At 68.0% G+C, this 19,406-nt stretch carries 18 protein-coding genes; 9 read left to right on the top strand and 9 right to left on the bottom strand.

From position 1 onward, the window contains the following. Positions 1 to 4: 4 nt before the first annotated feature. On the bottom strand, positions 5 to 856 hold the full coding sequence (locus ACN6LB_RS04300; protein ID WP_445024623.1) for a helix-turn-helix domain-containing protein: 852 nt from the start codon (positions 854 to 856) through the stop codon (positions 5 to 7). A gap of 239 nt (positions 857 to 1,095) precedes the next feature. Here ACN6LB_RS04300 and ACN6LB_RS04295 point away from each other — a divergent pair, with 239 nt between their 5' ends. Further along, entirely contained in the window at positions 1,096 to 1,512 is a 417-nt protein-coding gene (locus ACN6LB_RS04295; RefSeq protein WP_445024622.1) for an ATP-binding protein, read from the top strand. A gap of 49 nt (positions 1,513 to 1,561) precedes the next feature. Further along, positions 1,562 to 2,452: a hypothetical protein gene (locus tag ACN6LB_RS04290; RefSeq protein WP_445024621.1), complete on the top strand. Its 891-nt coding sequence runs from the start codon at positions 1,562 to 1,564 to the stop codon at positions 2,450 to 2,452. A gap of 75 nt (positions 2,453 to 2,527) precedes the next feature. Here the strand turns inward: ACN6LB_RS04290 and ACN6LB_RS04285 are convergent, their stop codons facing one another. From ACN6LB_RS04285 to ACN6LB_RS04255, 7 genes are all read right to left on the bottom strand, one after another. After that, positions 2,528 to 3,271, bottom strand: coding sequence for a contact-dependent growth inhibition system immunity protein (locus tag ACN6LB_RS04285; protein WP_445024620.1), 744 nt, complete (start codon positions 3,269 to 3,271; stop codon positions 2,528 to 2,530). A 423-nt stretch (positions 3,272 to 3,694) separates the two neighbouring features. Further along, positions 3,695 to 3,994, bottom strand: a complete 300-nt coding sequence (locus ACN6LB_RS04280; RefSeq protein WP_445024712.1) for a DUF6086 family protein — start codon at positions 3,992 to 3,994, stop codon at positions 3,695 to 3,697. 92 nt (positions 3,995 to 4,086) lie between these two features. Then, positions 4,087 to 4,569, bottom strand: coding sequence for a SitI3 family protein (locus tag ACN6LB_RS04275; RefSeq protein ID WP_445024619.1), 483 nt, complete (start codon positions 4,567 to 4,569; stop codon positions 4,087 to 4,089). 55 nt (positions 4,570 to 4,624) lie between these two features. Further along, entirely contained in the window at positions 4,625 to 5,329 is a 705-nt protein-coding gene (locus ACN6LB_RS04270; protein ID WP_445024618.1) for a SitI3 family protein, read from the bottom strand. 193 nt (positions 5,330 to 5,522) lie between these two features. Then, positions 5,523 to 5,753, bottom strand: a complete 231-nt coding sequence (locus ACN6LB_RS04265) for a hypothetical protein (protein ID WP_445024617.1) — start codon at positions 5,751 to 5,753, stop codon at positions 5,523 to 5,525. An 89-nt stretch (positions 5,754 to 5,842) separates the two neighbouring features. Beyond that, positions 5,843 to 6,937 carry a hypothetical protein gene (locus ACN6LB_RS04260; RefSeq protein WP_445024616.1) on the bottom strand — a complete coding sequence of 365 codons (1,095 nt, stop codon included), beginning with the start codon at positions 6,935 to 6,937 and terminating at the stop codon, positions 5,843 to 5,845. Continuing rightward, the gene (locus ACN6LB_RS04255; RefSeq protein WP_356133589.1) at positions 6,934 to 7,587 is read right to left on the bottom strand and encodes a hypothetical protein; all 654 of its coding nucleotides are present in this window, start codon (positions 7,585 to 7,587) and stop codon (positions 6,934 to 6,936) included. Before ACN6LB_RS04255 ends, ACN6LB_RS04260 begins: the two co-directional genes overlap by 4 nt. Before the next feature lie 379 nt (positions 7,588 to 7,966). On the opposite strand from ACN6LB_RS04255, the gene ACN6LB_RS04250 reads away from it, so the two are divergent. From ACN6LB_RS04250 to ACN6LB_RS04235, 4 genes are all read left to right on the top strand, one after another. Continuing rightward, complete coding sequence (locus tag ACN6LB_RS04250) at positions 7,967 to 11,035, top strand: BTAD domain-containing putative transcriptional regulator (protein WP_445024615.1); 3,069 nt, start codon at positions 7,967 to 7,969, stop codon at positions 11,033 to 11,035. A 121-nt stretch (positions 11,036 to 11,156) separates the two neighbouring features. Beyond that, positions 11,157 to 11,894 carry a prepilin peptidase gene (locus tag ACN6LB_RS04245; RefSeq protein WP_445024614.1) on the top strand — a complete coding sequence of 246 codons (738 nt, stop codon included), beginning with the start codon at positions 11,157 to 11,159 and terminating at the stop codon, positions 11,892 to 11,894. A 114-nt stretch (positions 11,895 to 12,008) separates the two neighbouring features. Further along, on the top strand, positions 12,009 to 13,208 hold the full coding sequence (mqnC, locus tag ACN6LB_RS04240; RefSeq protein WP_445024711.1) for a cyclic dehypoxanthinyl futalosine synthase: 1,200 nt from the start codon (positions 12,009 to 12,011) through the stop codon (positions 13,206 to 13,208). A gap of 7 nt (positions 13,209 to 13,215) precedes the next feature. Continuing rightward, complete coding sequence (locus ACN6LB_RS04235; RefSeq protein ID WP_445024613.1) at positions 13,216 to 13,869, top strand: imidazolonepropionase-like domain-containing protein; 654 nt, start codon at positions 13,216 to 13,218, stop codon at positions 13,867 to 13,869. A gap of 40 nt (positions 13,870 to 13,909) precedes the next feature. Here ACN6LB_RS04235 and ACN6LB_RS04230 read toward each other — a convergent pair whose 3' ends face one another. Beyond that, the gene (locus tag ACN6LB_RS04230) at positions 13,910 to 14,965 is read right to left on the bottom strand and encodes a chitinase (protein WP_445024612.1); all 1,056 of its coding nucleotides are present in this window, start codon (positions 14,963 to 14,965) and stop codon (positions 13,910 to 13,912) included. A gap of 316 nt (positions 14,966 to 15,281) precedes the next feature. On the opposite strand from ACN6LB_RS04230, the gene ACN6LB_RS04225 reads away from it, so the two are divergent. The 3 genes from ACN6LB_RS04225 to ACN6LB_RS04215 are packed head-to-tail and all read left to right on the top strand — an operon-like array spanning position 15,282 to position 19,391. After that, on the top strand, positions 15,282 to 15,695 hold the full coding sequence (locus ACN6LB_RS04225; RefSeq protein ID WP_445024611.1) for a hypothetical protein: 414 nt from the start codon (positions 15,282 to 15,284) through the stop codon (positions 15,693 to 15,695). A 19-nt stretch (positions 15,696 to 15,714) separates the two neighbouring features. After that, positions 15,715 to 17,994 (top strand): bifunctional polysaccharide deacetylase/glycosyltransferase family 2 protein, encoded by a 2,280-nt coding sequence (locus ACN6LB_RS04220; protein WP_445024610.1) that lies wholly within the window; start codon positions 15,715 to 15,717, stop codon positions 17,992 to 17,994. Further along, entirely contained in the window at positions 17,994 to 19,391 is a 1,398-nt protein-coding gene (locus ACN6LB_RS04215) for an acyltransferase family protein (protein ID WP_445024609.1), read from the top strand. Before ACN6LB_RS04220 ends, ACN6LB_RS04215 begins: the two co-directional genes overlap by 1 nt. Positions 19,392 to 19,406 lie beyond the last annotated feature (15 nt).

The raw sequence follows: 19,406 nt of genomic DNA, 5'->3' as shown, positions 1-19,406 counted from the left end.
CGCCTCACGGCTCCTTCGTCAGTCGGTGGATGAAGTCACGCGACCGTGCGGGTTCGAGTGACACACCCTCCACTCTACGGAAGAGCGTTCGAAAGCTGCCGAGTTGGGCTTCGGAATCGACAAAGGCCGAGCCGTGCGGTGCATCACGTACGACGGTGTCCAGCTTGGGGACAGCGCCCCCCGCGTAGACCATCGCGCTTCCGGCATCGGTGAAACCGTCCAGGTCGAAGGGGATGACTCGTACGGTCACGTGGTCCGCTTCCGAAAGTTCGAGAATCCGGTTGAGCTGTGCTCGCGACGCGGCGCGGTCGCCGACCCTGATGCGCAGAGCGGCTTCGTGCATCACTGCCTCGTACGGAATGGGCCGTGAGCCCTCAATGATGGTGCGCCGTTTCATCCGGTGCTCTACGCGCAAGTCGAGTTCATTGCCGGGGAGTTCGGGCACGCGGTGTGAAAAGACTCCGCGGGCGTATTCCTCCGTCTGGAGGAGGCCTGGGACGTGCAGGAAGTCCACATCCCAACGAAAGGTGGCGTGGTACTCCAGCTCGGACAGGTCCAGGAAGGGTGTGGGCAGCAGGCCTCGGTACTCCTCCCACCATCCGCGCGTGCGGTCCATCGCCCATGCCACCAGAGCATCGACCAACTCCTCGTCCGCGCAGGAGTAGTGCCCGGCCAGGCGGCGTACCCGTTCCTCGCTCACACCGGCGACGCCGGCCTCGATCTGGCTCATCTGGGCAGAGTTCGCTCCCAGCAGGGCCGCCGCCTCGGTGGCCTTCAGGCCTGCGGCGTCCCGCAGTTTGCGCAGCTCGGCCCCCAGCCGCATCTGTCGCGCGGTGGGGTTTCGCCTTGTTGCCATGGGTCCAGTCTCCCTGGTCCAACTCGCTTGGCGGGATGCCTCGTTCGGGTGTCAGGTTACGAGAGCTGCTTGCGGGGTCGCAAATTTAAGGCGTACCGTCAGTGACGCGATATGCACGCTGCGATACCACCGGGAGCCCGGAAGCGCACCACTCCGTCATGCCATGACGGCTGCGGCAATGTCACCGCCCGCCACTCGCCGCGGACCCCAACCCCCCACCCATCAAGCGGAGTTCACGCATGCCAAAAACCAAGGACGAGCCCTGGGAGTACACACTCCACATCCCGCACGACCTCCGTGCGGTCACGGTCTGTCGCCGCACCCTGCGCCTGATCCTCACCATGCACGGCCTGATCCGCATCGCCGACGTGGCCGAGTTGCTCGCGACCGAGCTGGTCTCCAACGCCGTACGGCATACGAAGGGGCCGGCGTCCCTACGGCTGCGCTGGCGGGACGGAGTCCTGCGAATCGGCGCCTGGGACGCGGACCCTGAACCACCGCCCCCTTCACGCGAGTTGGCGTACGCCTCCATCGAGGCGGAGGCGGGCCGCGGACTCGAACTCGTACGGGCCTGCGCCGACGACTGGGGCTGGCACCCGCTGCTTCAGGGCGGCGACAGAGGCAAGTACGTGTGGTGTGACCTCGGTGTTGCGTAGCTCGTTGATCAAGTCGTACAGGAAGACAGAAGGACAGGAGGGAGGGGTGATGGTCAGCTCGTCGCATGAGGCTCTGCATCGGATCTTCCAGAAGGATCCGGCGTTGCTGACGCGGGCTCTTCAGCGTGTGCTGCGGGTTCCGTTTCCCGAGCCGCGTGAGTTCGCGGTGCTGAACGCCGATCTGACGGAGATCGAGCCGGTCGAGCGGCGTGTGGACACGTTGATGCGGGTGGAGACGGACGAGGGGACGTATCTCCTGGTCGTCGAGTCGCAGGGGAAGAAGGACGAGGGCAAGCGGGGAAGCTGGGCGTACTACCTCTCGTACCTGTACGCGAAGTACCGCTGCGAGCCGGTGCTCATCGTCATCACGCAGAGCAGTGCCACGTCTCGCTGGGCGGCGCAACCGATCCGTCTCGGTCTGCCCGGCTGGGACTCGCTGACCGTGCGGCCGCTCGTGCTGGGGCCGGACAACGTTCCGGTGATCGCGGACGAGCGGGAGGCTGAACGGGACGTACCTCTTGCGGTGCTCTCGGCGATGACGCATGGCCGGGGTCCGCAGGCCGCCGCCATACTGGAATCCCTGGCTACCGCCCTGCGGACCATCGACTCCGAGAGTGCGGCGGTCTTCGTGCAGTTCGTCGATTCATGCCTGGTCGATCCCCAGGCGAAGCAGATCTGGAGGGACCTGATGACGGCGATCCACTACTTCTGGCGGCATCCGCTGGCCGAGCAGGTGCGCGAGGAGGGCCGGGAGGAGGGACGGGCCGAGTCCAAGGCCGAAATGACTCTCCGCATCCTCGAATGGCGCGGTATCCCGGTACCGGCCTCCGTTCGTGAACGGGTGCAGGCTTGCACCGACCTGGAGCAGCTGGAGACCTGGGCCCAGCGAGCGGTCCACGCGGCGAAGGTGGAGGAGCTGTTCGCTGACGAACGGCCCTGATCCGGCCGTTGGAGGTCGAAGCGGGTGGGAGATGGAGGAGTCCGTTCCCTCATCTCCCTGGCATCAAGGAAGCCGTCAATTCCCGCTCTCTCGCACGTAACGCCGGAGTCGGGCCTCGATGTGCTCCATCCACTGCCAAGCAGTCATCCCCTTCGGGGTGAGAAGGCCGTGGCCGATACCTCGGAGGGCCCACTCCAGATCGTCATCGGTCGGAGCGATGATCCTCAGGTCGTCGATGTCGCTCAACATCTCCTCGATGTGCTCGACCTGCTCGCCCTGGATGTGGTCCTCCAGGACCGCATCACGGTCGGGAAAGTCGTAGAGGCAATCCACATGGAATGCTCCGGCCATCAGCCCACGGATGGCGCCGTACCTTTCCCGCCACTCCCATCCCGACTCCGGAACAGCGTCCTCGATATGCTCGCCCGCCGCGATGAATGCCCGCAAATGAACGAGCATCAACTCAAAGAACTCGTCGGGGTCCTTGCCGTCCGACGGCCTCAACTGCTCCGGTTCGACACCGACGTCGTCCAGAGCTTCCAGGACATCGTCCTCCGGACCGCGCTCCAGCAGGAGCTCCAGCTCAGCAACCACGCGCGCCGCGCTCCCCGGGGTGCGTGCTGCCATGCGCAGGTATGTGCGCATGGCACGGGACGGGGAGTCCGGGGTATCCAGATCTCCGGGCGGCAGCAACGAGCCATCGCGTGCGTGATTCACACCGCGCGTCCACTCGTATGCCTGCAACAGTTTCCAGATCTCCTGGAACTCGAGCTTCTCGCCCATTTCTCGATGGGGCGACGAATCAGGGCTTTCGGTCATCAGGTGAATCCTGTTTCGCTGAATATCGGCTAGGTTGCCGAGCCGGGAAAGGATGTGATCACAATGTATTTGTCGGGTTCCATCCGCAAGCCCCGGCCGGCCCACGTCAAGCAACCGGCCACGCCCGAAGTGGCAGAAGGGTGCACAAAGGCCATCCGTGACCTCATCGGGCATTTGCACAAGGCCGACATGCAGGTGTGCATCACCGACCAGGCACTCGGCCGGGCGGTCCCGTACGCCGGAACGCCCCCCTCGCACTCCCCGCCGAAATCAAAGCCCGGCCCGGAGCCCTCGCCCTCACCGCAGGCCCCGCCAAGTCCGCCGTCCAACGGGTAGCGGTCACCTACCGGTTGACCGACTGGATCTCCTGGACGTTCACGTCCTGGGTGGTCCCGAAGGTGCCGTTCGGGAGGTCGCTCCTCCTCAGTCGCATGTGACCGGCATCGCACGTGCATGCTGGTCCCGCAGCGTCCTCCAAGCCAGTTCTTGGGCCGGACCGGGCATCGCGGGGGCGGGGTGCCCGGCTCGGTCGATGAGGACCAGGGAGGTCGCGATGAAACCGAGAGACAGGGACCGCAGGATCCCCTGATCCGACGTTTCCGGTCCGGTCGATGGCCGAGGCGGACAGTGCGCCGAAGTCGTGGAAGTTGATGGCGCATACGCCGTCGGCGGGCAGGTCGATGCCCGAGTCGATGCCGAACAGCCCGGAGAAGACCTCGGCAGTTCCTACGAAGGCGTGGGCCACATCGACTCCGGGGCACCAGATGTCCCGGCCGGGCAGGTCGCTGGGGTGGAACCTGAAATTCACTGGCGGATCAATCCAAGTCCATGGTGTGGGTCTTCCGGCGGTAGGTCTGCGTTATGAGGGCCAGGCGCTGGGGGCGCCAGAGTCCGTCGTCCTCGTTGAGGCTCAATTCGGCACCCCGGCGGAGCAACCAGATCTCCTCGAACTGGAAATGCAGGACCGTGTCGCCGTCGATCCGGTCCAGCAGTGGTACGACCAGCCGGAGCATGTCGTCCTGTTGGTCGCTCACGTCGACACCCTTGGCCATACGGAACCCCACGCCGACCGTCGGAGTGAAGCCGAGCCCGGAGACGATGGGATGGCACGGCTGTGGCGGACGTTCCGTCATCACGCGCAGTTGCGTGCCCAGCCGGGTGAGCGCCCCGTCCATGAGCCGACTGGATGTGATCGGCGCTTCGAACACCCCGGAGTCCTTGCCGACTTCTTCCAATTGAGCCGCCACCTCGTTCGCGGACAACATAGTCGCGCAATCAAGGTAATAATCGATGGCCATACAGTTGATTACCTGGGTCCCTTGGTTTCCGGGAGGGGGAAATGGCATGCCTGGGCTAATCGATTTTGTAAGTGGCGCGATCGTACTCTTGAGAGATCAGTGCGAGACGATTTGGCGTCCACAACTCTTCGTCATCACTCAGGCTAGTTTTTCCAGCGCGGCGGACGAGTTTGGCACTCTCGTAGTCAAGATGCAGCACGGCATCTCCTGGTACCTGTTCAAGCAGCCGGGATGCGAGGAAAGCGACGTCATCGTCCTGCTCCTGCGCATAGACGTTCTTCTTGTATCTGAAGATCACCGTCGTTGAGGGGGAGATTCCCAGATTCTTGACGAGTGGGTCATCAGGATCTGGTTCATCTTCCTCCTCGATAACCCGAAGCCAGGTGCCATGCACCGTAACGGCTCCCTCGGCGAGGAGATCTTCGGGGGAGGGAGCAGGCTGCATCAGTTGCGCATCGCTTGCTGTGTGGACCAGTCTTTCCGCCACACCTAGGGCCGACATTGGTGTCGCGATATCCAGAGTATACGAAAAAGCCATGTCGAAAGTTCTCCAGTCCCGCACGCCCTTCGCGTGCTGCAGTGCGGACTTCGCGGCACTGAGGTCGTCGGCGGCCTTGTCTCGCTTCTTCCTCAGCTGCACCAGTTCGGGATCGTCGTCTCGGGTATGCGGGGGCAGGGCTTTGATGCCCTTCGTGGCCGACTGATGCTCGCGGTCCGCGACCTGGGCCGCCTTCAACGCCTTGTCGGCCAGGTGCTGCACATGTTCGAGAGCGGAGGCCCAGTCGGCGGTGCTCTCCTGGCGGACCCGAGTGCCCATCGCACTCGCGGCCTTGTCGTAGCGGTGGTACGCCTTCCGCAGCGGCTTGAGTGTCTCCTTCGCCGTGTCCCGGAACGCATCGGCTGCCTTGGACTTCCAGGATTCGACACCGCAGAGCGCCTCGACGTCACCACCTTCACTTGGTTCCCTTGCCCTGCTTGGCCTTTGCGTCCTGCCTTCGCAGGGCGGCGGCGAGCTCCGAATCGACGGTGTCGTAGCTCTGTTCGGCGAGATCCTTTCGATGGATCTTCCAATTGCTCGCGAATTCATCGAACGCGTCGACGACGTGCTTGTTCCCCAACTCGGCTGCCGAGGAGGCTTCGGCCGGATTGGCCCGGTCGGTGAAGGAGTGGTAGATCCTCTGCAAGGCGCGCGAGCACTCGCGTATGCGCTTGGTGTCCGCTTTCAGATCACCGTTCGTCTCGTGCGGAACGGTGCCGGTTTCGGCGGAGCGTGTTATCGGTTGACCGACTGGATCTCCTGGACGTTCACGTCCTGGGTGGTCTCGAAGGTGCCGTTCGGGAGGTCGCCGTTCGCGCCGCCTGTGCCTTCCCAGGTGATCTGCCAGGTGACGGAGGCTTTCAGGGGGTACGGCTTGCCGTTCGTGGCGCGGAGGTAGGTGATCCCGCAGGGCGGGGTCCGGTCGGCGTCGCCCTTCTTGTACGGGGTGCCGATGGAGCCGTCGTCGTTGATCTCGCACTCGCCGGAGGCGGGGTAGGTGTCGGCGTCGTCCGTGCCGGGTTCGAGGTGAAGGCTCACGGGCTTGGCCGTCGTTTCCGCCCACAGCCCCGTGTTCGGGAGCTCGGCGCGGACCTTGACTTCCTTGAAGGTGCCCTTGTCCAGCCATATCCAAGTGGGCAGGTTGACCGTGGACTTGCCCTCGGGCCGCAGCTCGACCTTCGTCTCCGGGACCTGGATCTTGTCGTACGCGTACGCCGCCAAGGTCTCCGGAGTGGGGGCGTGCTTGTCGTCGGGGATCGTGCCGGCGTCCTGCCAGAACATGATGCGGCCGCAGTCCCAGGCCTTGGTGTCGCTCTCATGTCCCTTGCGGACGACGCTGCGCCAGAACATGCCCTTTTTGCCGACGTTGTAGTTCTTGTAGCCGTCGGCCGTGCTGTTCTTGGCGCTGCTCAGGTCGAAGTTGTCCTCCGGCTCACCCTTGTCGTAGTGGTCGACGAAGATGCCGTTGCTCCACCACTCGTGGGCGTTGACCGCGCCGCTCTCGCCGGACTCGACGGCCTTCTTGAGGGCTTCGGGCGTGAACACCGGCTCGTACCAGCACACCGGCGGTTCCCAGTTCGGATCCACCGAGGTGAGGTCGTCCAGGGAACCCTTCTCCGTGTGCCCGCCGGGGTAGGTGACCTGGATGCTCGAGTGGGTCACGGACGCCATGAGGTTCCGTCCGTCGGCGTCACCTGTGGGTTTGTCTTTGTGGGGCGGGGTCGTGGTGTTCCCGGGTGTGCCGTTGGCGAGAGCCGGGCCCGCGCTCCACAGCAGCGCGGCCGCGGTGGCGGCGGAGGTCCAGCCCAGGAGGCGTCGGTTGACCGTCATCCCTTGCACTCCTTCACCCTTCCCTGGACGTCGACCTGACGCGCCTGCCAGACCTGCGAGGACGTGGTGGAAGGACTCATGAGGAGGCTGAACTTCTGGTAACTGTCCAGGTTCTCCTCGGTGCGGTTCACCGTCCCGGTCTTGATCTTCTTGCTGAAGAACTTGGCCTGGTTCCTGCAGAAGGTGACCAGAACGGGCTTGCCGTCCCCCACGGGGGCGACATCGGCCTTGAAATACCGGTCCGTTCCGTAGACGGTCCAGCCGCCCTTCACCCAGGCCTGGATCTGGGACTTGGCGTACTTCGCGGCGCCGCCTGTCGAGTAGAACTGGTATGCCGCGTCATTGGCGTCCTGCTGAGCGATGCCGTGGTCAAGGGCTCTGACGTAGTTCTCCGCATCCGCCAGCGCCGCTGCGTGATCGGCGGCCGACGGCTTGTCGAAGTCGAAGACCAGGCTCAGATCCTTCGGCACGCTCACGTCGGGCCGCTTCACGCCGGACGCGCCGGAGGCGGATGCCGAGGCCGACCCCACCCCCGTATCCGCCCCCTTGATGTCGTCCGGCGACGAGTCGTCGCTGTTGCCGCACGCGGTGAGCAGTAGGGCCGCTGTGGCGGCGAGTGCGGTGGCGGTGGGCAGGGTGCGGCGGGACATGGTCGGATCTCCCCCTGTGTAAGGCAATGTGCAGCAGAGAACGAAGCTACCAGGGGCGCGTAAAGGGGAGCGGGGTGGCAATGGGGGATTGTGTGGGGACTGTGAGAACTGTGACATGACAGTTGCGAACGAGGCGGAGGCTGGACGTCGCGGGGGTGACGGCGGGCCGGTGGTCCAGCAAAGCCTCGGGCGGTAACTCGTGCTTAGGGGGCGGATGGTGAGGAAACGGGCGCGCGGTCCGGCGGCACTCCCTGTCCGCCCTTCGACGACCTCCGTACGATCTCGGTAGGCTCAGCACACCCCCCAGGCGCACCCCCGGCACACGTACATGCAGCAGTCACTCTCTCCCCACACGACCCCAGACCCCAGGACACCCGCCATGGCGCGACGCACCACTTCCAGCTCGACGGGAAGCTCGCCGGGTCCGAGGAATCGGACGCCGCAGCCCCTGCCCCGGCGTCGTCGGACGTTCGGGGACTTCGTGAAGGCGTTCCTGGCCTTCGTGGCGCTTGTCGTGCTCGTGGTCGGGGTGCCGGGAGCGCTTGCCGTGGCGATCGGCTGGCCGCTGCCGGGCGGGGCGCCGACGCTGGACTGGCTGCAGCGGCCGATCACCGTCGACACGTTCATCAACGTGCTGACCGTGGTCGTCTGGCTGGCCTGGGCGCAGTTCACGGCCTGTGTGCTGGTGGAAGTGAAGGCCGCGCTGTCGGGCGTCGGACTGCCGGGGCGGGTGCCCGGTGCCGGGCCGAGTCAGCTGCTGGCCCGGCAGCTCGTCGCCGCGCTGCTGCTCGTCGGCGCCACCGCGGCCAGCCTCACACCCGGGCTCTCGCAGCTCGGGCACAGCATGGAGGGCAACCAGAAGGGGACCATCGCCGCGGCGCAGCAGACGCCGGGCGGGCTGTTCGGGCAGCAGCAGGAGCAGGCCGCGTCCAGTGCGGCCGCCGCGATCGCCGAGCAGGCCGCCAACGCCGCGTCCCACGCCGAGGCCGGCACCGGTGGCAGCACGGCCGAGGAAGGCAGCACCAAGTACTACCGGATCCAGCCGCCCGAGGGGCGCCATCACGACTCCCTCTGGGAGGTCGCGCAGCGGCACCTCGGCGACGGCCGCAGGTACAAGGAGATCTACCAGCTCAACAAGGACCGTACGCAGCCCGACGGATCCAAGCTCTCCGAGGCCAGTCTCATCCGGCCCGGGTGGATCCTGGAGATGCCCGGCGACGCCCACGGCGGCGAACTCGTCGAGCTGCCCGACGAGTCGCCCAAGGTGTCGGAGGAGGTCCAGCAGCAGATCTCCCAGTACGCCCAGACCGGCGATCACCAGCAGGGCGGCAACCAGCAGCAGGGCGGCAACACCCACCAGGGTTCCGGCGACCGGGACACCGCCCACATCACCCTCCCCGAGCAGCGGCCCGGCGGCGACCAGCGGAACAACCAGCAGGACGATCGGCAGGGCAGTCAACAAGGAAGCCAAGGCGGCCAAGGCGGCCAAGGCGGCCAGGGCAGCCGACAGAGCAACCAGCAACAGCAGCAGGCCGGTTCGCAGAGTGAGCACGGCGGGTTCTCCTTCGGGCTGCCCGAGGCCCTCGTCGGCGCACCCCTCCTCGCCGCCGGGCTCCTCGGCGCCCTCGGCCGCCGTCGCCGTCAGGCGCTGTGGCAGTCGGCGCTCGGTGCCGTCGGCGGACGGCGCGGTATGGAGCCGCCCACCCCGACCGGGGCCGCGGCCGACGCGCACGACGCGCTGCTCGTGGGGGCCGACCCCGAGGGCGTACGGCTCCTCGACCTCTCGCTGCGCGGGCTCGCCGCGGCGCTGGCCGCCGAGTCCCGGCCCCTGCCGACCGTGTACGCGACGTGGATGAGCGGCAACGGCGATCTGCACCTCCAGCTCGCCCAGCCCGCCGGGAAGCCGCCCGCGCCGTGGCAGCTCGGGCAGGACCAGACGTTCTGGATGCTCGCGCGGACCGACGCCGAGCGGTACGAGGACGTCGACACGGCCGCGCCGTACCCCGGTCTCGTCAGCCTCGGCACCATGGACGACTCGCGGCTGCTGCTCAACCTGGAGGCCGTTCCCGGAATCGTGTCCCTCAGCGGCCGCGAGGCCGACCGCGCAAGCGTCTTCGCCTCGGTCGCCGCCGAGTTGGCGACCAACGGCTGGTCCGACCGCATGACGATCACGCTCGTCGGCTTCGGTGAGGACCTCACCCCCCTCGCCCCCAACCGGCTCCGCCACCTCGACGACGTCGAGGCGCTCGTGGAGACCATGGAGGCGGAGACCCGGCAGCGGCGCGGCGCGCTCGGGGCCGCCGGCCACGACTCGGTGCTCACCGGGCGTACCGGCCCTGCCCAGCACACCCGTTGGGCCCCGCACCTCGTACTGCTCGCCGCCGAGCCGTCCCCCGACGACGCGGTCAAGCTGGCCGAACTCGCCTCCGACGCAAGCCGGTTGGGCATCGGCTACCTCGTCGGCACCGAGAGCGGCGATCTGCCGGGCGCCGCCTGGGAGATGGAGATCACCGGCGACGGCAAACTCCTCGCACCGCTGCTCGGACTCGAACTCGACGCGCAGGTACTGCCGGTGGCCCAGCAGCGCGCGGTCGTCGAGCTGTTCGTGGAGGCCGACCCCGAGCGCGACGACACCAACGCCACCGCCCCGCCGTTCCTCGTCGACATCAGCGAACAGGGACGGCCCGCCGTGTACGCGCGGCTCGTCGGCCCGTACGAGATCATCGGCCTGGAGACGCCCGACGGCGAGCGCAGCCCGCTGATGCACGAGGCGCTCGCACTGCTCCTCCTGCACCGCGAGGGCGTCCACCCCCGGGTGCTCTCCTCGGCCCTGTGGCCCCGCGGCGCCGGCGACGACGTACGCGACGCGCTCGTCGAGCGGCTGCGCGGCTGGCTCGGAACCGACCCGGACGGCACGCCGCGGCTCGGCGTCGACGCGGCCGGGCGGCTCACGCTCGCCAAGTCCGTCGTGTCCGACCTGGACGTGCTGCGGTCGCTCTACCACGAGGCCACGCAGGGCAAGGGCGTCAACTCCCGTGTAGTGCGCGGGCGGTTGCTCACCGACGCGCTCGTCCTTGTCCGCGGTCCGCTGCTCGCCGACCGCCCGCAGGACCGTTACAACTGGCTCACGCACGAGATCATCGATGCCCAACTCCCGCTGCTCGTCGCGGACATCGGGCTCGCGCTCTCCGCGTTCCACCTGGAGAAGGACCGCGCGGAGAAGGCCATCGAGGCGCTGAACGCGGCGCTGGGCTCCGCCCCGGGCGACGAGCGGCTGTGGAACGAGCTGCTGCGCGCCACACACGCCACGGGCGACAGCGACCGGTTGAAGCGGGTCGCCGTCGACCTGGTGTCCCGCAGCGGGGCCCGCGGGGTGCCGCCGCGGACCGAGGCGCTGCTCGACGAACTGCTGCCGTCCTGGCGCAGCGGCGTGGCGGCGGTGGGATGAGCGCCGACCCCCGCCTTGGACGGAGCGACTGCCTTCGAGCTGTTGCGGCCCGGGATGAGCCGCTGCCCGCGTGCTGTTGCGGCCCGGATGAGCCGCTGTCCGCGCGCTGTTGTGACCTGGGATGACTGAGGATCTCGTACTCGCCGCCGTCGCCGCCCTGTGGGGTGCGGCGGCCGGCCTGCTCGTGCCGCGCGCCGCATACCGTTTCTCCGTCGAGCCGGAGCAGCCATGGCAGGACGCGTGCCCCGACGGGCACCCGATCGCCGGGTTCGCGGGCGGCTGGCTCGGGCGCGCCCGCTGCCCGGACGGCACCCGGTACGGCCCCGGCGCCGTCCCCGTCGCACTCGCCACCGCCCTCCTCTGCGCCGGTCTCGCCCTCGCCACCGGCACCCGGCCCGAGCTGGGCGTCTGGCTGCTGCTCGCACCCCTCGGCGTACTCCTCGCCGTCGTGGACTTCCGGGTGCAGCGACTGCCCGACGTGCTGACGCTCCCGCTGGCCGGGGCGGCACTCGCGCTCCTCGGCGTCGTGACGTTCGTACCCGAACACGCGGGCGACTGGCCGGCAGCGCTCTACGGTGCGCTCGCGCTCGGCGCCGCGTACTTCGTGCTCTTCCTCATCAACCCCAACGGCATGGGCTTCGGAGACGTGAAGCTCGCGCTGGGGCTCGGGGCGGTGCTGGGCTGGTACGGGTGGAGCGTGCTGTTCCTGGGGACCTTCGCGGGGTTCCTGCTCGGCGGGCTGTACGGGATGGGGCTCGTCGTCGTGCGGCGTGCGGGGCGCAAGACGTCGATGCCGTTCGGGCCGTTCCTGGTCGCGGGGGCGTATGTGGGGCTCCTGATCGGGGCGTATGCGGCCTGACGTCGGGTTCCTGACCGGGTCGTGCACGGCCTGACGTCGGGCGGTGGGAGTGGCTGGCGTAGGCTGGCCGGGTCCGTCCACACCCTCGCGAAAATGACGAAAGGGACGCTCCCGGTGACCGAGAAGGCCGACCTTCAGTCCGTCCTCGACCGTGCCGCCGCGGGTGGGCGGATCACCCCGGAAGAGGCGCTCGACCTCTACCGCGACGCCCCGCTGCACGCGCTGGGCGCCGCCGCCGACGCCGTACGCCGCCGCAGGTACGCCGGTACCGAGCACATCGCGACGTACATCATCGAGCGCAACATCAACTACACGAACGTGTGCGTCACGGCGTGCAAGTTCTGCGCCTTCTACGCGGCACCCAAGGACACCGACAAGGGCTGGACGCGAGACCTCGACGACATCCTGCGCCGCTGCGCGGAGACCGTCGAGCTCGGCGGGACGCAGATCATGTTCCAGGGCGGGCACCACCCGGACTACGGCGTCGAGTACTACGAGAAGCACTTCGCCGCGATCAAGGCCGCGTACCCGCAGCTGGTCATCCACTCCCTCGGCGCGTCCGAGGTCGAGCACATGGCCCGCATCTCCAAGGTGAGTGCCGAGGAGGCGATCCAGCGGATCCACGCCGCCGGGCTCGACTCCTTCGCCGGTGCCGGCGCCGAGCTTCTCCCCGAGCGGCCGCGCAAGGCGATCGCTCCCCTCAAGGAGTCCGGCGAGCGCTGGCTGGAGATCATGGAGGCCGCCCACAACCTGGGCGTGGAGTCCACCTCCACCATGCTCATGGGCACCGGCGAGACCAACGCCGAGCGCATCGAGCACCTGCGGATGATCCGCGACGTACAAGACCGGACCGGCGGCTTCCGCGCCTTCATCCCGTACACGTACCAGCCCGAGAACAACCACCTCAAGGGCCGTACGCAGGCCACGCTCTTCGAGTACCTGCGGATGATCGCCATCGCCCGGCTGTTCATGGACAACATCAACCACATCCAGGGCTCGTGGCTGACGACGGGCAAGGAGGTCGGGCAGCTGTCGCTGCACTACGGCGCCGACGACCTCGGGTCGATCATGCTGGAGGAGAACGTCGTCTCCTCCGCCGGAGCCAAGCACCGCTCCAACCGCATGGAGATCATCGACCTGATCCGCAAGGCGGGCCGCGTGCCGGCCCAGCGGACGACGACGTACGAGCACATCGTCGTGCACGACGACCCGGCGAACGACCCGGTCGACGAGCGGGTCATGTCGCACATCTCGTCCACCGCGATCGAGGGTGGCACCGCCCACCCCGAGCTGAAGCTGCTCGCCTCCAACTAGCGTCGCCATGCTGACGATTCACGCCGCCGATCTCGTGATCACCGGGGACCGGCGGCCTCCCGTGCCCGGTGGCGCCCTGCTCGTCGACGGGCGGGAGCTCGCGGCTCTGGGACCGTACGAGGAGCTGGTCGCCGCGCATCCGACGGCCCGGATCCGGCGGTGGCCGGGGGTGCTGACTCCGGGGCTGTGCAATCCGTACGGGCCCGAACTGCTGGAGCAGGCCTACCATCCGGACCCGCGTGAGGCCGAGGAGTTGGGCCTTGAGCCCGTCACCGGTGACGCCTTCGCCGCGCTCGCGACGGCCTTCCCGATGACCGACGCCCGGTGGGGTGCGAGCGCGCGGCGCGGTGTGCAGCGGATGCTGGCGCACGGCACGGTCGCCGTCGCCGGGGCGCTGCGGCGGCGTGCCGTCTCGGACGCGGTGCTGCGGGTGGGGCTCAGCCAGGAGGAGCGGTTCGAGCGGCCGGCTGGTCCGCCGTCGCTCGACCCGCTGGCCGGACGGGGCCTGGCGGAGGCGGTCCTGTCGCCGCTCCCGTCGAAGGGCATGGACGCGACGTTCGCCGTGTTCGACGTGCCGGACGAGGAGGCGCTCGTGCGGCGCGGGGCGGCGACGTGCGTGGCTACGGTTCTTGGCGGGCGTCTGGTGTACCGCCGCCGGTGATTGGCCCATCGGCCGTCGGCCATCGGTGCCACAGTCGCCGTCAGCCCGACAAGGCTTCCGCGAACGCTCCCGAACTCTGCTTCACTCCGCTGCAGTTGGTCGCCGCGTCGTCGGAGGCGGAGTCGTCGTCCTCGCACTGCTGGTCGCGGAAGGAGGACCACATCGACACCCAGGCGACCTTCTTCTCCTCGGCGAACGTGCGGACCTGGGCGGCATCGGCGAGCGTGAACGTCTCGCCCGCGACGTCGTTCACGCCGATCATCGAGGTGAGGGCCATGCCCTGCCAGGCGCTCGCGTCGGAGAGCCCGAAGACCTTCTTCAGTTGGGTGTGGGCGGCCTTGGCCGAGGTCAGGGCGTAGGTGCCCATGTCTCCGTCGTACGACTCGCCGTAGTTCATCGTCATGATGTTGACGGTGGAGACCTGTACGGAGTGGTCGTTGGCGGATTCCAGGAGCGCGAGGCCCTCGGAGTCGAGGCCGGACGGCATGACCGGCAGCGTGAAGGTGACCTTCAGGTCGCTTCGCTCCTTCTGCAGCAGCGCGATCGCCTCCGAACGCAGCGCGACCGAGGCCGAGTCGGCCAGTTCGTCGCCCTCGATGTCGAAGTCCGCCTGCGTCGAGCCGGCCGCGTCCAGTGCCTTGCCGTAGGCCGCGGCGAGCGCGGAGGCACTGTCGCACGTCGAGGCGAGCTCCTTGCCGGACGCCCCGCCGAAGGAGACACGCACGCTCGCGCCGGACTTCTCGAGCGCCGAAATCCGGGACTTGGTGGCCGAGTCGGCGAGGGCGGTCGTCCCGTTCCACTTCGGTGTGCAGGCACTGCCGTCGGCGATCACGAAGGCCAGGTTGTACGTCGTAGGCGTTCCGGAGGCGTCGTTGTCGGAGGCGGTCGTGGCACTCACGTAGGGGGCGTACGAGGTGGTGGACGACTCCGTGGGGGAGGCGGACGCGGCGGCCGATGCCGAGGCCGTGGCGCCGCCGGTCTTCGAGGGCTGCGCGGGGGCCGCGTCCGTGGCGCCGTCACCGCCCGAGGAGCACCCCGCACAGGCCAGTGCCACCAGGCAGACGAGCCCGGCGGCCGGCTTCAGGAAACTCCTCATTGCGCATGCACCCGCTCTCGTGATTTCCGTCCCGGAATGTCTCAGGACAGAAACAGAATGTGTCGACGAAATAGAAATGTGTCACACCCGGCTGGGAATTCTGAATACAGGAATGACACAGCAGCCTCATGGGAAATGGTGCATGAATCGGATGAGTCGGACATCAAAATAGGGCATAAGGTATAGATGTGCCCCCTCTGAACTGCGCAGACGTTCTGCGAATCTCTCAGGAAGGAGACAGGTTGAGGGGGGCTCTCATGGTTCTCTCACAAGGGATCAAGGCCTTGGCACATAAAGGCCTCCTAATGTCCGGGGAATGCAATCCGAGTCCGCCGTCGAAAACCGCGCTCCTGTGCGCGGACGTGGCCGCAAGCGCGGCAGCGGGTCCGAAGAGGGACCCGTCTTCGTTGACAACTCCGGGCGCAGAGCGCGACTGGTGCGCCGGTTCGCCACCCTCCTGTGCGTCCTCTCCCTCGGGTACGTGGCCGTGCTCGGCCTCGCCTTCATGGGCTGGGGAACCTCGCTGAGCGACTCGATCACGCCCTTCGGCGGCGGCCGGGCCGGCTCGGCGCCCGGAGGCTACGGGCAGCAGGGCGGCCGGGACGGGGTCGCCCCGACCGGCGCCCCCACCGGCACACCGCCCACGAAGCCCACCGGCACTCCGCCCTCGGGCACAGCCACCGGCTCCGCCCCGACCCCCGCCGCGTCAGCCTCCACCGGCGCCAACTGAGCGGAACACACCCACACTTATGACTACGACGACGCCCTCGCGCGGCCGCCGGCGCGCCCCCACCCGCATCGAGCGGGCGGCGGGCAAGGCCGCGGCGCTGCAGAAACCCCGTGTGATCCTCGCCCTGCTGCTTCTGCTGGGCCTGACCAGTGTGATGCTCCTGGACGGCTATCTGCGCGGCGAGGTCTTCAGCGACCAGCGCGTGCGCGACGGCGCCGCCTACGACGACGTACCGCAGAAGATCCTGGAAGCCGGACCGATCTTCACGTCCAGCAACGGGACCGTGGACGCCAAGTCCGTACCGGACAAGACGATCGTGCTGACCTTCGACGACGGTCCGAACCCCGAGTACACCGAGAAGGTCCTCAAGATCCTCCAGGGCAACGACGTGCCCGGCACGTTCTTCGTCGTGGGCTCGATGGTCTCGCGCTACCCGGACGCCGTGAAGGACATGGTGGCGCAGGGCAACGAGGTCGGCATCCACACCTTCTCGCATGTCGACCTCTCGTATCAGAGCACCTCGCGCCTCGAACGCGAGCTGAACCAGACGCAGTTGGCCCTCGCGGGCGCGGCAGGCATCACGACGACGCTGTTCCGCGCGCCGTACTCGGCGGAGACCGACGCCATCGACAACTACAGCTGGCCGGTCTACAAGAAGATCGCCAAGCTGGGCTACACCAGCGTCTTCATCGACACCGACAGCGACGACTGGAAGCAGCCGGGCGTCGCGAGCATCATCAAGACGGCCACGCCGAAGAAGAACAAGGGCGCGTCGGTCCTCTTCCACGACGCGGGCGGCGACCGGGACCAGACCCTGCTGGCGCTGCCGAAGTACATCAAGAAGATGAAGGCGAAGGGGTACACCTTCACGACCGTGAGCGGTGCGCTGGCCAAGCAGCGGTCGGCGAACGCGGGCGCGCAGGCCGGGCAGCGGCAGGCCGCCGGGACTCCCGGTACCGGTGCCGCGCCCGGTTCCCGTGCCTCCGCCGGTTCGGCCGCCGTCGAGCAGGCCGCCCACCGCAAGGCCACCGGCACCACCCTCTACGAGGGCAGGGCACTCATCTACGCGGTCGCCTTCGCCGAGTGGAGCATGCCGGGGCTCGCGACCGGACTCGCTGTCGTGGGCGTCGCGGTCATGGGCCGCTTCGGGATGATGCTCATCCTCGCCCGCCGCCACTTCCGGCAGCGCAACAAGCGCCGGTTCAGCTGGGGGCCCGAGGTCACCCGCCCCGTCAGCGTGATCGTGCCGGCCTACAACGAGAAGGAGTGCATCGAGAACACGATCAACTCCCTTACTCAGTCCACTCATCCGATCGAGATCATCGTCGTCGACGACGGCTCGACGGACGGTACGGCGGCCCTTGTCGAGGCGATGGGCGTACCCAATGTCCGTGTCATCCGCCAGGAAAATGCCGGCAAGCCCGCCGCCCTCAACAACGGTGTGCGCAACGCCAGTTACGACATCGTCGTGATGATGGACGGCGACACCGTCTTCGAGCCGGACACCGTACGGCAGTTGGTGCAGCCGTTCGCGAACGAGGATGTCGGCGCTGTCGCGGGCAATGCCAAGGTCGGCAACCGCGACACGGTCATCGGCGCCTGGCAGCACATCGAGTACGTGATGGGCTTCAACCTCGACCGCCGCATGTACGACCTGCTGCGCTGCATGCCCACCATTCCGGGCGCGATCGGCGCGTTCCGCCGCGACGCGGTACTGGAGGTCGGCGGCATGAGCGAGGACACGCTCGCCGAGGACACCGACATCACCATCGCCATGCACCGCAAGGGCTGGCGCGTGGTCTACCAGGAGCACGCCCGGGCCTGGACCGAGGCGCCCGGCTCGCTCAAGCAGCTGTGGTCGCAGCGCTACCGCTGGTCGTACGGCACCATGCAGGCGCTGTGGAAGCACCGCAAGTCCCTTACGGACAAGGGTCCTTCCGGCCGGTTCGGCCGGGTGGGCATGCCGCTCGTGGTCATCTTCCAGATCGTCACGCCGGTCTTCGCCCCGCTCATCGACGTGTTCACCGTCTACTCGATGATCTTCGTGGACTTCTGGGCCTCCCTCCTCGCCTGGCTGGCCGTGCTCGCGGTCCAACTCCTCTGCGCCGCCTACGCGTTCCGGCTCGACCGCGAGAAGTACCGCTATCTCCTGATGATGCCGCTCCAGCAACTGGCCTACCGCCAGATGATGTACCTCGTCCTCATCCACTCCTCCATCACCGCCCTCACCGGCGGCCGCCTCCGCTGGCAGAAGCTGAAGCGCACGGGCGAGGTCGGCACCCCGGCGGGGGTGAGCTGATGAGCTGGGGGTCGGAGCAGCAGGGGCACGGGTACGGATACGGCCACGGCGGCGGCTATGACGGGTCCGGGCAACCGCCGTACCAGCAGCCGTACCAACCGCCGTACCAGCAGCAGCCGTATCAACAGCCGTATCAACCGCCCTACGAGCAGCAGTACGCGGATTACTACGGGCAGGGGAGCGGGCAGGGCAACGGACCGGGGAACGGGCAGGGTTATGCCCAGGAGACGGCGCCGCTGCCGGTGGTCGAGCCGGTGGTCCAACCGGTGGTGGAGCCTGAGGAGCCCGCGGTCGAGGCAGGCACCGACCCCGCGGGCCCCGAGGGCACGACGAAGAACCCGCCGCCGAAGCCGAAGCCGAAGTCCGGCGGACGGGACCGCTACTTCGACGCCCTGCGAGCCATCGCCCTCGTCCGCGTGGTGGCGTACCACACCTTCGGCTGGCCCTGGGCCGGCATGGTCTTCCCGTCCATGGGCGTGATGTTCGCGCTCGCCGGCACGCTGATGGCGAAGTCCCTGGAGCGGCCCGCGCTCAAGGTGGTCAGGAGCCGGATGCGCCGGCTGCTGCCCCCGTTCTGGGTGTGGGGGTTCTTCGTCGTGGTCGCGATGATGATCCACGACTGGATGCCGGGCTGGCAGATCGTCTACTGGATCGTGCCGCTCGGCGACCCGCCCGGCAACGACTGGGGCATGCAGGCCTGGGAGATCCTCTGGTACCTGCGGACGTACCTGTGGTTCGTGCTGCTCTCACCGGCGCTCCTGTGGGTGTTCCGCAAGGCGCCGATCCCGGTGCTGCTCGGCTCCCTCGCGCCGGTCCTGGTCCTTCAGTTCCTTTGGGAGGCGCCGGACAACCGCTTCGGCAGCGCGCTGACGGACCTCGCCACCTTCCTGTTCTGCTGGGTGGTCGGCTTCGCGCACCGGGAGGGCGTGCTGCAGCGGCTGAAGCCGTTCGCCGTGGTCGCGCTGTCGCTCGCCGCGCTGGTGTACGGCGCCTGGTACGCCTTCTCCCACCAGGCGGAGACCGGCAGCTACGACCTGGACGACATCCCGGTCGCGCAGACCTTCTACTCGGCCGGCTTCGTGACGCTGCTGATGTACTTCAAGGCGTACTACGACGTCGACTTCGCGTGGCTGGCCCGCTTCAGGCGAACCGACCGGATCGTGACGGTCTTCAACGCGCGCGCGGTCACGATCTACCTCTGGCACGAGATCGCCCTCGTGCTGGCCGTCCCGCTGATCGACCAGTTCTGGAACGTGCCCGCGTTCGAGAAGTACCTGCCGCTGGAGAGCCAGTGGTTCATGTTCGGGATCGGCTGGGTGCTGATCTGGGTCGCGATCCCGCTCTTCGGCTGGGTCGAGGACGTGGCCGGGAAGAAGAAGCCGAAGCTGCTGCCGTGAGGCAGAGGCCGCCGC

Source organism: Streptomyces sp. SAS_270 (assembly GCF_052543295.1).
The sequence above is the reverse complement of the archived record's forward strand: the minus strand, read 5'-3'. Positions and strand labels throughout refer to the sequence as shown.